The organism is Sanguibacter inulinus (assembly GCF_013415325.1).
GTDB lineage: Bacteria > Actinomycetota > Actinomycetes > Actinomycetales > Cellulomonadaceae > Sanguibacter > Sanguibacter inulinus.
On the sequence record NZ_JACBYE010000011.1, the window covers coordinates 45860 to 58443 of the forward strand.

Sequence of the window (12584 nt, forward strand, 5' to 3'; positions counted from 1 at the left end):
CTGACGATGGGAACAGAAGTGACGAACGCCTCGACGGACTACCACGGCAGCCACGACCCCAGGACGGGCACCGGCGGAGCTCGCAGGGTCCTCCTCAAGCTCTCGGGCGAAGCCTTCGGCGGTGGCCAGATCGGGCTCGCGTCCGCGGTCGTCCGCAGGGTCGCCGCAGAGATCGCCGACGCTGTCGCCGAGGGCGTCCAGGTCGCGATCGTGGTCGGCGGCGGGAACTTCTTCCGCGGCGCCGAGCTCTCGCAGCAGGGTCTCGACCGCTCGCGGGCCGACTACATGGGCATGCTCGGCACCGTCATGAACTGCCTCGCCCTCCAGGACTTCCTCGAGCAGGCTGGGGTGAGCACGCGCGTGCAGACCGCCATCGCGATGGGTCAGGTCGCCGAGCCGTACATCCCGCTGCGCGCCATCCGCCACCTCGAGAAGGGCCGCGTCGTGATTTTCGGCGCCGGCGCAGGCATGCCCTACTTCTCGACCGACACCGTCGCAGCCCAGCGGGCCCTCGAGACGCACTGCCACGAGGTCCTCATGGGCAAGAACGGCGTCGACGGCGTCTACTCCGCCGACCCGCGCAAGGACCCCGACGCGGTCAAGCTCGACTCCCTGACCTACACCGACGCGCTCGTCAACGACCTCGCCGTCATGGACGCCACGGCCCTGAGCCTGTGCCGCGACAACGACGTGCACATGCGGGTGTTCGGCATGGACGAGCCCGGAAACGTCACCCGCGCGCTGCTGGGTGAGAAGATCGGCACGCTGGTCACCGCAGGCTGAGAGCCTGCCGACCTGTGCACAGAGCCCTGCCATGCGGTGAGCGTGGCGCCGAGATCGTGATGAAGGAGTACCGGTGATCGACGACACCCTCCTCGAGGCTGAGGACAAGATGGACAAGGCGATCGAGGTCGCCAAGAACGGCTTCGCGAGCATCCGGACGGGGCGCGCGAACTCCGCGATGTTCTCGCGGATCACCGTCGAGTACTACGGCGCCCAGACTCCGCTCCAGCAGCTCGCCTCGTTCAACACCCCTGAGGCGCGCACCATCCTCGTGGTGCCCTTCGACAAGACGGCGCTGCCGGCCATCGAGCGCGCGCTCCGCGACTCCGACCTCGGCGTCAACCCGAGCAACGACGGCAACGTCATCCGGATCGTCCTCCCGGTCCTGACGGCCGAGCGTCGCAAGGAGTACGTCAAGCTTGCCAAGACCCAGGCAGAAGATGCCCGCGTCTCGGTGCGCGCTGTCCGTCGCAAGGCCAAGGACACGCTCGACAAGCTCGTCAAGGACGGCGACGCGGGCGAGGACGAGGGCGTGCGCGCGGAGAAGGAGCTCGAGGCGATCACCAAGCGTCACGTCGACATCGTCGACGCGCTCCTCGCCTCCAAGGAAGCTGAGCTGCTCGAAGTCTGATGGTCGACTCTCCACTCTCCGACGCCGTCGTGCGCGCACCGCGCACAGGTCGCAACCTCCCGGTCGCGATCGGAGTCGGCGTCGGCCTGCTCCTCGTCGTCTTCGGGTCGCTGTTCATCCGCAAAGAGGTCTTCATCGTCTTCGCGCTGGTCGCGATCGGCGCAGCGCTCTGGGAGCTCTCCCACGCCTTCGGACGACGCGGGATCCACATCCCGCTGCTCCCGCTGTGGGTCGGGTCTGCGGGGATGCTCGTCTCGACCTACAGGGCGGGGTCCGAGGCCCTCATGGTCTCGTTCGTCCTCACGGCGGCGGGCCTGGTCGTGTGGCGCGTGGTCGACGGCGGGGGGACCGGAGCCGTGCGGGACGCGGCTGCGGGGATCTTCGCAGCGACCTACCTCCCGCTCATGGGCGGCTTCGTCATGCTCATGCTCGCAGCGGACGACGGGCACTGGCAGGTGCTCGTGTTCATCTTGCTCGCGGTCGCGAACGACGTGGGCGGCTTCGTGGCGGGTGTGCTCTTCGGCAAGCACCCGTTGGCGCCGTCGGTCAGTCCCAAGAAGAGCTGGGAAGGGCTCGCGGGGTCCTTCGTCCTCGCGATGGCGGTCGGTCTCGTGGGTGCGGTGCTGCTGCTCGACCACAACCCCGTCATCGGTCTGGCGCTCGGTCTGCTGACACCTCTGACCGCGACGCTCGGAGACCTCGCCGAGTCGATGATCAAGCGCGACCTAGAATTGAAGGACATGGGTTCGCTGCTCCCAGGGCACGGGGGAGTGCTCGACAGGCTCGACTCGATGCTCCTCACGGCACCCTTCGTCTACCTGCTGCTCTCCGTAGGGCCTGAGCTCGCCGCCTGACGACAGGTGACGGCCTGCCGGAACCACGGCAGACTGGACGTGGCGCTCGCGCCGTGGCTCCGCACCACCGGCACGGCAGCAGCACCCGCACGACCGCACGACCCGCACACGCACGACCTGCACTGCAGCACCACCTGCGCGACCGCACCACTCATCACCAACCGACTGGATCTGTGACCATGGCTGTTCAACGCTCAACCACCGAGCGCCCGACCGGACTGAGCGCAGCCCAGCAGGCTGGCCTCAAGACCCCGCTGACGCTCCAGATGGCCGCCCCGCCCCGCCGCGGGAAGCCCCCGCGCCACTTCGCCGACCTCTCGCCCGAGGAGCGCGTCGCCGCCGTGACCGAGCTCGGCGAGAAGCCGTTCCGCGCCAAGCAGCTCGCGACGCACTACTTCTCGCACCTCACGGCCGACCCCCAGGACATGACCGACCTGCCGGCCGGGAGCCGTGACGTCCTCACCGACGCGCTGTTCCCGCCGCTGCTCACCAAGGTCCGCACGATGGAGGCCGACGGCGGCACGACCGTCAAGACCCTGTGGCACCTCTACGACCAGGTCAAGGTCGAGTCGGTACTCATGCGGTACACGAGCCGCACCACGCTGTGCGTATCGAGCCAGGCGGGCTGCGGCATGGCCTGCCCGTTCTGCGCGACAGGCCAGCTCGGACTGACCCGCAACCTCTCGACAGCCGAGATCGTCGAGCAGATCCGCCAGGCCGCCAAGTCGCTCGCCGACGGCGAGATCCCCGGTGGCCCGACCCGCCTGAACAACCTCGTGTTCATGGGGATGGGTGAGCCGCTCGCGAACTACAAGGCTGTCATCGGCACAGTCCGCCAGGCTGTGGCTCCTGCCCCTGACGGTCTCGGCATGTCCGCGCGCAACATCACCGTCTCGACTGTGGGCCTGGTCCCGGCGATGAACAAGCTCGCCAAGGAGGGCATCCCGGTCACGCTCGCGCTGTCGCTGCACGCCCCGGACGACGAGCTCCGCAGCGACCTCGTCCCGATCAACACCCGCTGGTCCGTCGACGAGGTCCTCGACGCCGCACGCGGCTACTTCGACGCGACAGGTCGCCGCGTGAGCATCGAGTACGCGCTCATCAAGGACATGAACGACCACGCCTGGCGCGCCGACCTGCTCGGCGAGAAGCTCACGGCCCGCGGCCAGGGCTGGGTGCACGTCAACCCGATCCCGCTCAACCCGACCCCGGGCTCGATCTGGACCGCGAGCGAGCAGCACGTCGAGGACGAGTTCGTCGCGCGCCTGCGCGGTCACGGCATCCCGACCACCATCCGTGACACCCGGGGAAGTGACATCGACGGCGCCTGTGGGCAGCTCGCAGCGGAGGAGTCAGCATGACGAAGATGTTCTCGACGGTCTCTCGGTTCAAGCTCGGCTACGAGCAGGAGGACGTCGACGAGTTCTTCGACCACGCCCGTGCCGTCTACGAGGGCGAGAGCGACGAGGACCTCACCAGCCGCGAGATCCGGTCGGCTGGTTTTGACCTGGCACGCGGCGGCTACGACACCGACGAGGTCGACGCCGCCCTCGACAGGCTCGAGAGCGCCTTCGTCGCCCGGGCGCGCCAGGAGGTCCTGGTGACCCGCGGGTCAGCCGGCTGGATGGAGGACCTCGCCGAGAGCGCCAGGTCGCTCTACGGCCGTCTCGGGCGCCCGGACGGCGAGCGCTTCGATCCTGCCCGCCGGGGCGAGCCCGCCTACGACCGCGACGACGTCGACGAGCTCTGCGACCGCCTCGTCGAGTACTTCGACAAGACGGAGCCGATCACGGCCGACGAGATCCGCCGCGCCAGGTTCCGCCGCCGCACCGGCAAGCGCGGTTACGCCGAGGCCCCCGTCGACGCCTTCTTCTCTCGCGCTGTCGAGGTGCTGCTCGGTGTCGAGTGACGTGCGCACAGTCGCCCTCCTCGGGTCGACAGGCTCGATCGGCACGCAGGCCGTCGACGTCATCTCACGGCACCGCGACAGGTACCGCGTCACGGCGCTGACAGCTGGGGGAGGACAGCCGGAGCTGCTCGCCCAGCAGGCTCTCGACCTCGGTGTCGAGGTCGTCGCCGTCTCCGACGAGGGAGCGGTGCCTGCGCTCCGCGAGCACCTGGACCGGCTGTCCGCCGGTCGGCCCGGCGGTGCCTCGCAGGTCGAGATCCTCTCCGGCCCCGACGCGGCCTCGACCGTGGCCGGCTCGGGAGCCGACGTCGTGCTCAACGGCATCACCGGCTCGGTGGGCCTCGGTCCGACGCTCGCCGCGCTGAGCTCCGGCTCGACCCTGGCGCTGGCGAACAAGGAGTCCCTCGTCGTGGGTGGTCCGCTGGTCCGTGCCGCACGGGTGCGTCCCGACCAGATCGTCCCTGTGGACTCCGAGCACTCGGCGATGGCCCAGAGCCTGCGCTCCGGCTCCCACCACGAGGTCCGCAGGCTGATCCTCACGGCCTCCGGCGGACCCTTCCGCGGGTGGCACCGGGACGACGTCAAGGCGGTCTCGGTCGACCAGGCGCTCGCGCACCCGACGTGGTCGATGGGACCCGTCGTCACGATTAACTCGGCGACACTCATGAACAAGGGGCTCGAGCTCATCGAGGCCCACCTGCTCTTCGACGTCGCCGTCGAGGACATCACCGTGGTCGTCCACCCGCAGTCTGTCGTGCACTCGATGGTCGAGTTCCGCGACGGATCGACCATCGCGCAGGCCTCCCCGCCCGACATGCGTCTCCCGATCGCCCTGGGCCTCAGCTGGCCCGAACGCCTCGACGACGTCGCGACACCCTGCGACTGGTCGAGCCCTGTCGCGTGGACCTTCGAGCCGCTCGACGAGACGCTCTTCGGTGCTGTCCGGCTCGCCCGCCAGGTGGCTGCCGCTGGAGCGACGCACCCCGCGGTGTTCAACGCTGCGAACGAGGAGTGCGTCGCGGCCTTCCTCGGCGGTCGCATCGGCTTCCTCGAGATCGTCGAGACCGTCGAGCGTGTCGTCGGCGAGCACCAGGCCGACGGGGGTGAGCTCTCCCTCGACGACGTCCTGTCGGCCGAGGCGTGGGCACGCGGCCGCGCACGCGAGGTCCTCGCGGAACGCTGAGCGACCGAGAGCTCCGTGCGGGCCCGCCGGCAGGTGGTCGCAGATGTCTGGGTACTGAGCCCCTGTCCTTGAGTGGACGGGAACCGGTGGCCTGCGCGCACGCCCGGGCGGCACCGGGTCTCGGCCTGGCTCTCGACGTGCAGGCCGCTCCCAGGTGACCGGGTGATCATGGCGGCCGGACCACGCATGCCGCACCGAGACCGCGACGGTGCGCGCGGTACCCTTCCACGAGCGCCGCACGCACGCAGCACTGCGTGACCGCGCCGCACGTACAGCACAGAGCCGATCCGTCAGGAGTCCAGATGTCCTACCTCGTGGGCGTGCTCGTCATCCTCGGCGGGCTGCTCGTCTCGATCGCCCTGCACGAGGTCGGTCACATGGTCCCGGCCAAGAAGTTCGGCGTCAGGGTCAGCCAGTACATGGTCGGCTTCGGTCCGACGCTGTGGTCACGGACCCGGGGTGAGACCGAGTACGGCCTCAAGGCCATCCCGCTGGGCGGCTACGTCAGGCTCGTCGGCATGTACCCGCCGGGAGACCCGCGGGCCGAGCGCAAGACCGGACGCATCGCCGAGCTGATCCAGTCCGCCCGCGACGCGAGCACCGAGGAGATCGTGCCGGGGGAGGAGCACCGCGCCTTCTACAACCTCTCGGCTCCCAAGAAGCTGGTCGTCATGCTCGGCGGTCCCTTCATGAACCTCGTGATCGCCGCCGTGCTCTTCACAGCCGTGGTCGTCGGCTTCGGCACCTTCGGGCCGACCACCACCCTCGCCTCGGTCTCGCAGTGCGTGCTGCCCGTCGGTGCCCCGAGCGACGCAGAGTGCACAGAAGGCTCCGAGCTCGCCCCCGCTGCCGCAGCAGGCCTGCTCCCGGGCGACACGATCGTCGAGTTCGGCGGGCAGGCCACGACAGACTGGGACGAGCTCGCCGCGCTCATCAGCGCCGCAGGAGGCACCCCGACCGACGTCGTGGTCGAGCGTGACGGCCAGCGTGTCGAGTCCGTCGTGACCCCCGTGGTCGCGGACCGTCCCGTGCTCGACGAGTCGGGAGCCCCGGTGCTCGGCAGCGACGGCGAGCCGCAGACGCGCAGCGTCGGGTTCCTGGGGATCGGCCCGACGCAGGGCCTGCAGCCCGAGTCGGTCACCGTGGTCCCGGGGATGCTGGCCGACAGGCTCGTGCAGACCGCCCAGGTGATCGTCACGCTGCCGGCGCGGATGGTCGACATCGCCCAGGTGGCTCTCGGTCTCGAGGAACGCGACCCGACCTCGGTCGTCGGCCCTGTCGGCGTGGGGCGTTTTGCGGGCGAGATCGCCTCGGCCCAGATCGACGGCTACGACACGGCGCTGCGCACGGCCGACCTGCTGATGATGGTCGCCGGGCTCAACATCGCGCTCTTCGCCTTCAACCTCGTCCCGCTGCTGCCCCTCGACGGCGGTCACGTCGTCGGCGCGCTCTACGAGGGCGCCCGACGACAGGTGGCCAAGGTGCGCGGGAGGCCTCGTCCCGCGCCTGCAGACACCGCCCGCATGATGCCCCTCGCCTACGGCGTCTTCGTCGTCATGGCGGCGATGGGCGCGATCATCGCGTACGTCGACATCGTCAGGCCCGTCCAGCTCATGTGAGGTGTTCGTACGACCGTGTGATATCGGACGAACATCCGTCGCCCGGGTGTCCTGGACGGGCGCGACGGGGGATACTGGGGAGGTGAGCCTCCCGATCAGCCTTGGTATGCCAGAAGCGCCTCCGCCCGTCCTCGCTCCGCGACGACCCACCCGCAAGATCAAGGTGGGCAAGGTTGACGTAGGGGGCGACGCCCCGGTGAGCGTCCAGTCCATGTGCACCACGCCGACGACAGACATCAACGCGACCCTCCAGCAGATCGCCGAGCTGACAGCGTCGGGCTGCGACATCGTCCGTGTCGCCGTGCCGAGCCAGGACGATGCGCTCGCCCTCCCGGCGATCGCGAAGAAGTCGCAGATCCCCGTGATCGCCGACATCCACTTCCAGCCGAAGTACGTCTACGCGGCCATCGACGCCGGGTGCGCGGCTGTCCGCGTGAACCCGGGCAACATCCGCAAGTTCGACGACCAGGTCAAGCAGATCGCGAACGCGGCGCGCGACGCGGGCGTCTCGATCCGCATCGGCGTCAACGCCGGGTCGCTCGACCCCCGCATCATGGCCAAGTACGGCAAGGCGACGCCCGAGGCGCTCGTCGAGTCGGCCATGTGGGAGGCGTCGCTCTTCGAGGAGCACGACTTCCACGACTTCAAGATCTCGGTCAAGCACAACGACCCCGTCGTGATGGTGCGTGCCTACGAGCTGCTCTCGCAGGCTGGCGACTGGCCGCTGCACCTCGGCGTCACCGAGGCCGGCCCGGCGTTCCAAGGCACCATCAAGTCCGCGACGGCCTTCGGCGCGCTGCTCTCGCAGGGGATCGGCGACACGATCCGTGTCTCTCTCTCCGCACCGCCTGTCGAAGAGGTCAAGGTCGGGATCCAGATCCTCCAGTCCCTCAACCTGCGCCCCCGCAAGCTCGAGATCGTCTCGTGCCCGTCGTGCGGTCGCGCGCAGGTCGACGTCTACACGCTGGCCGAGAAGGTGACCGCCGGCCTCGAGGGCATGGAGGTCCCGCTCCGCGTCGCGGTCATGGGCTGCGTCGTCAACGGACCCGGCGAGGCCCGCGAGGCCGACCTCGGTGTCGCCTCGGGCAACGGCAAGGGCCAGATCTTCGTCAAGGGAGAGGTCGTCAAGACCGTCCCCGAGGCGCTGATCGTCGAGACCCTCATCGAAGAGGCCATGCGGATCGCCGAGACCATGGAGCGTCCCGCCGAGGGCGGCGCCCCGGTGGTCTCGGTCGGCTGACACCCAGCACGAAGCCCGGGGACGCGCGCCGCGCGCGGCCCGGCCCGGAGGAGGTCGCGTTGACAGCTGTGAGGACTCACCGACCTGCTCCGGGTCTCCCGCTCGTCCGTGAGCTCGGCGACGTCGACCTCCCCGAGCTCGCGGCGCTCTGCGCCGTCGACCCTGTCGCCTCCGTCCTGGCGGCGACCCGGGTCGAGACCGCGCTGGTCAGCGGGCTCGCCCGGACAGGGGGCAAGGCGTGGGGGTTCCCGGCCGAGGGCCCGATCACGGCGGCCTGCTGGTCCGGGGCGAACCTCGTCCCGGTGGTCCCCGAACCGAGCGCCGAGGTGCTGGACGCCTTCGCCGCGCAGGCCCGCGCCCAGGGCCGCCGATGCTCCTCGATCGTCGGGCCAGCCGTCGCGGCTCTCGGCCTGTGGCGGCGTCTCGAGGACTACTGGGGTCCCGCCCGGTCGGTGCGCACCGAGCAGCCGTCCATGGTGATCCAGGGCCCTCCGCTCGTCGAGCCCGACCCCGACGTCCGCAGGTCCGTCGCCGCAGACCTCCCCGACCTCCTGCCGGCCTGCGTGCGGATGTTCGAGGAAGAGGTCGGCTACTCGCCCATGACCTATTCCGGACGCGCCTACGAAGAGCGCGTCTCGATGCTCGTCGCCGAGCGCCGCTCGTTCCTCTCGCGGACCGCAGAGCCTGACGGCCGGATCGTCTTCAAGGCCGAGATCGGTGCGCTGACCCGTGACGTCGCGCAGATCCAGGGCGTGTGGGTCGACCCTCTCGACCGTGGTACCGGCCGGGCGGCGCCCGGGATGGCTGCCGTGGTCCAGTCGACGCTCGCCGACTCTGCGCGGCTGGTGTCGCTCTACGTCAACAGCTTCAACGAGCGCGCCCTCGCCACGTACCGCCGCGTCGGCTTCGAGCAGGTCGGCACCTACGCGACCGTGCTGTTCTAGCCCGTCACCAGCCGGGCTGGACTGGGCACCGTCCACAGGGCCGAGAAAGATGTTCAGACCTGTCGCGTGCACGCACTAGGCTCGTGGCATGCTGCTCCGCCTGTCGAACCTGTTCGTCCGTACCCTCCGTGAGGACCCGGCTGACGCCGAGGTCGCCAGCCACCGCCTGCTCGTGCGCGCTGGCTACATCCGCCGTGCCGCGCCAGGCATCTACACCTGGCTGCCGCTCGGGCTGCGCGTCCTGGCGAAGGTCGAGGCCGTGGTCCGTGAGGAGATGCAGGCCGTCGGCGCCCAGGAGGTGCACTTCCCGGCGCTGCTGCCGCGCGAGCCCTACGAGGCGACGAACCGCTGGACCGAGTACGGACCCAACCTCTTCCGTCTCAAGGATCGTCGCGACAACGACTACCTGCTGGCCCCCACCCACGAGGAGATGTTCACGCTCCTCGTCAAGGACCTGTACTCCTCGTACAAGGACCTCCCGGTCACGCTGTTCCAGGTCCAGACCAAGTACCGCGACGAGGCTCGCCCCCGCGCGGGTCTGATCCGTGGTCGCGAGTTCGTCATGAAGGACGCGTACTCCTTCGACATCGACGACGCGGGCCTCGAGGCGTCCTACCTCGCCCAGCGCGGTGCCTACGAGCGCATCTTCACGCGTCTGGGTCTCGAGTACGTCATCGTCGCCGCCACGTCGGGCGCCATGGGCGGCTCGCGCAGCGAAGAGTTCCTGCACCCGACAGCGATCGGTGAAGACACCTTCGTCCGCTCGCCCGGAGGCTACGCAGCCAACGTCGAGGCCGTCACGACGACAGCCCCCGCCGAGATCGACGCCACCGGAGCCCCGGCGGCCCACGTCGAGGCGACCCCTGACACCCCGACCATCGAGTCTCTCGTCGCGCTCGCCAACGCCGAGCACCCGCGTGCTGACGGTCGCGAGTGGACCGCCGCGGACACCCTGAAGAACGTGGTGCTCTCTGTCGTCCACCCGGACGGGACGCGTGAGCTCCTCGTCGTCGGGCTCCCCGGCGACCGCGAGGTCGACCTCAAGCGTCTCGAGGCAGCGCTCGCCCCGGCCGAGGCCGAGCCCGCCGGTGACGGCGACTTCGCCAAGAACCCTGTGCTCGTCAAGGGCTACATCGGCCCGCAGGTCCTCGGTCGCGCGCACACGGGCGACGACACCGCGATCCGCTATCTCGTCGACCCGCGGGTCGTCACGGGCTCGAGCTGGATCACCGGGGCGAACGAGCCGGGCAAGCACGTCTTCGACCTCGTCGCCGGGCGCGACTTCGTCGCCGACGGCACCATCGAGTGCGCCGAGGTCAAGGCTGGCGACCCCGCACCGGACGGCTCGGGCCCGCTCGAGCTCGCCCGCGGCATCGAGATCGGTCACATCTTCCAGCTCGGCCGCAAGTACGCCGACGCGCTCGGACTCAAGGTCCTCGACGTCAACGGCAAGCAGGTCACCGTGACGATGGGCTCCTACGGCATCGGCGTCACGCGCGCCCTCGCCGCGCTGGCCGAGGCGAACCACGACGAGAAGGGCCTCGCCTGGCCCGCTCACGTGGCTCCGGCGCACGTGCACGTCGTCGCGACAGGCAAGGACCCGGCGGTCTTCGAGGCCGCCGAGACCATCGCCCAGGCCCTGTCCGCGCAGCGTGTCGAGGTGCTCTACGACGATCGTCCCAAGGTGTCGCCCGGTGTGAAGTTCGCCGACGCCGAGCTCTTGGGTGTCCCGCTCGTCGTGGTCGTGGGCCGCGGGCTGGCCGACGGTGTCGTCGAGGTCCGTCCGCGCGTCGGCGGCGAGGCCGTCTCCGTGCCGGTCGCCGAGGCGCCCGAGCGCATCATCGCGATGGTCGAGGCGCTCTGACCAGTCGGAGGGCTCCGCTCCCACACGCCTGAGCACACGAGAGGCCGGTCATGTCGTGACGACATGGCCGGCCTCTCGCGCGTGGTCCTCGCGGTGCGTCCGCTCTCGCGGGTGGATCGAAGTGCCTTCGCTCTCGGGACTGAGGTGCGTTCGCTCTCGTGCGTGGCCTTGCAGCGCGTTCCCTGTCGTGCGTGGCACCGGAGTGCCCTCCGGTGACCTGCGGCCGCTTCAGCCTGCGAGCTCGGGCATCCCGGGGAACGCGACCGCAGGTGCTCCCCAGGCCCTCGCGGCAGTGTGGGAGTCCACCAGGAGGTCGAGCATCGACGCCCGTGCCTCGGCGTCCACCTGCCCCACGAAGGTCCCGTAGGAGTCGGCGAGCGAGGACTCCATGGTCGCGGCGAGCGCGGCCATGGTCTCCCGGCTCGTCAGGGCAGGGCTGCCGTCGGCCGCATCGGGGAGGTCGTAGGCGACAGCACGTGGGTCTGTGGCCGTGGCGTCGAGGGATGCGAGCTCGGCCCAGGTCTGCGCCCGGGCACGGTGCACAGCGGCACGGCTGCGCGCGGTCGCCCGGTCGTCCGCGGTCAGCCGCGCGGCCATCGCCTCGTAGGCGAAGCCCGCCGAGTCCTCAGCCTGGACGAGCGTGGAGAGGTCGGCCGCTGCGAGGTTCTTCGGGAGCGCCGAGGGCATCACGGTGGTGAAGGACTCGGTCGCGGGCACCTCGATGCCGGCGGTGGCTGCGAGAGTGCGGGCCTGGTCGAGGTGGGCTGCCGCGACCGACGCGAAGAGCCTGGCGAGCGCCGGGTCCTTCGGCGTGCCGAGAGCGGCCCGCGACCTGTCGGCGGACTGGGTCAGCAGCAGCACGAGTCGCTCGACGGACGGGGGCTCTGTCGTGCTCCCGTCGGCGGGCGCTCCGGATCCAGGGTCGTTGCCGTCAGGGCCGTCGGTACCGGCGGTGCCGTCGGTCTCTGCAGGGCTCGCGGCGATCGAGGGGTCGATCGTGCCCTGGTCGTCGGTCACGGACTCCGGGGGCAGCTCGGTCTGCCCGTCGGTCGGGTCCTGCGGCACGGCCGTGGCGGCGTCGGTCGGCTCGTCGCCGAGACCGGACACGTACTCCCCGCCCAGGGCCTCGACGTGCTCGCCGGCGAGCAGCTCGATGTCGGTGAGCACCACGGCGACGGGGGAGCCCTGCTCGACCGTCGTGAGCGTCGCCCCGGCCTCCTCCTGGACGAGGAGCGCATCGGCGACCGCAGCCTGCCGGGAGATCTCGTCGGAGTCGGGGACCAGCGCCTGCGGCGCCGCGGACTCGAGGCGGATGCCGCAGCCCGTGATCGTGACGAGCGCGAGGACTGTGCTGATCATCACGGTCGCTGCGGACCACCGCCCCTGGCGGGTCTGGCGGCGCTGGCGCTCCGGGCGGGGCTGGGCCGGCCGTCGGTGCGCGGACGGCGCGCCGCAGACGGGCGAGGACTGGGGCTCTGCGGCGGTGTTCATCGCCCCTGATGATGCCACGACCGTCGCAGACCACCGGTCTGCCCTGCCGTCCGTCCTGCCGTCCGT

General features: G+C 70.4%; 11 protein-coding genes. 10 read left to right on the top strand and 1 reads right to left on the bottom strand.

All coding sequences use genetic code 11. From position 1 onward, the window contains the following. Nucleotides 1–6 precede the first annotated feature (6 nt). The 10 genes from pyrH (at nt 7) to HZZ10_RS06730 (ending at nt 11027) form a co-directional block, all read left to right on the top strand. Nucleotides 7–783 carry a UMP kinase gene (pyrH, locus tag HZZ10_RS06685; RefSeq protein ID WP_156382683.1) on the top strand — a complete coding sequence of 259 codons (777 nt, stop codon included), beginning with the start codon at nt 7–9 and terminating at the stop codon, nt 781–783. Between the two features lie 73 nt (nt 784–856). Further along, nucleotides 857–1414, top strand: coding sequence for a ribosome recycling factor (frr, locus tag HZZ10_RS06690; RefSeq protein ID WP_056130017.1), 558 nt, complete (start codon nt 857–859; stop codon nt 1412–1414). Further along, nucleotides 1414–2268 (top strand): phosphatidate cytidylyltransferase, encoded by an 855-nt coding sequence (locus tag HZZ10_RS06695; RefSeq protein ID WP_056130020.1) that lies wholly within the window; start codon nt 1414–1416, stop codon nt 2266–2268. The genes frr and HZZ10_RS06695 overlap by 1 nt, the downstream gene beginning before the upstream one ends. A gap of 266 nt (nt 2269–2534) precedes the next feature. Further along, on the top strand, nt 2535–3629 hold the full coding sequence (rlmN, locus tag HZZ10_RS06700) for a dual-specificity RNA methyltransferase RlmN (protein WP_056130870.1): 1095 nt from the start codon (nt 2535–2537) through the stop codon (nt 3627–3629). Next, nucleotides 3626–4177 carry a DivIVA domain-containing protein gene (locus tag HZZ10_RS06705; RefSeq protein WP_179912920.1) on the top strand — a complete coding sequence of 184 codons (552 nt, stop codon included), beginning with the start codon at nt 3626–3628 and terminating at the stop codon, nt 4175–4177. The genes rlmN and HZZ10_RS06705 overlap by 4 nt, the downstream gene beginning before the upstream one ends. Continuing rightward, complete coding sequence (dxr, locus tag HZZ10_RS06710; protein WP_056130026.1) at nt 4167–5360, top strand: 1-deoxy-D-xylulose-5-phosphate reductoisomerase; 1194 nt, start codon at nt 4167–4169, stop codon at nt 5358–5360. Before HZZ10_RS06705 ends, dxr begins: the two co-directional genes overlap by 11 nt. A 302-nt stretch (nt 5361–5662) precedes the next feature. After that, entirely contained in the window at nt 5663–6979 is a 1317-nt protein-coding gene (locus HZZ10_RS06715; protein WP_179912921.1) for a M50 family metallopeptidase, read from the top strand. 106 nt (nt 6980–7085) lie between these two features. Next, nucleotides 7086–8219: a flavodoxin-dependent (E)-4-hydroxy-3-methylbut-2-enyl-diphosphate synthase gene (gene ispG / locus HZZ10_RS06720; RefSeq protein WP_179912922.1), complete on the top strand. Its 1134-nt coding sequence runs from the start codon at nt 7086–7088 to the stop codon at nt 8217–8219. A 68-nt stretch (nt 8220–8287) separates the two neighbouring features. Next, nucleotides 8288–9163 (top strand): GNAT family N-acetyltransferase, encoded by an 876-nt coding sequence (locus HZZ10_RS06725; protein ID WP_308507515.1) that lies wholly within the window; start codon nt 8288–8290, stop codon nt 9161–9163. 88 nt (nt 9164–9251) lie between these two features. Then, nucleotides 9252–11027 (top strand): proline--tRNA ligase, encoded by a 1776-nt coding sequence (locus tag HZZ10_RS06730; protein WP_179912924.1) that lies wholly within the window; start codon nt 9252–9254, stop codon nt 11025–11027. 228 nt (nt 11028–11255) lie between these two features. Here HZZ10_RS06730 and HZZ10_RS06735 read toward each other — a convergent pair whose 3' ends face one another. Then, nucleotides 11256–12518, bottom strand: a complete 1263-nt coding sequence (locus HZZ10_RS06735; protein ID WP_179912925.1) for a ferritin-like domain-containing protein — start codon at nt 12516–12518, stop codon at nt 11256–11258. Nucleotides 12519–12584 lie beyond the last annotated feature (66 nt).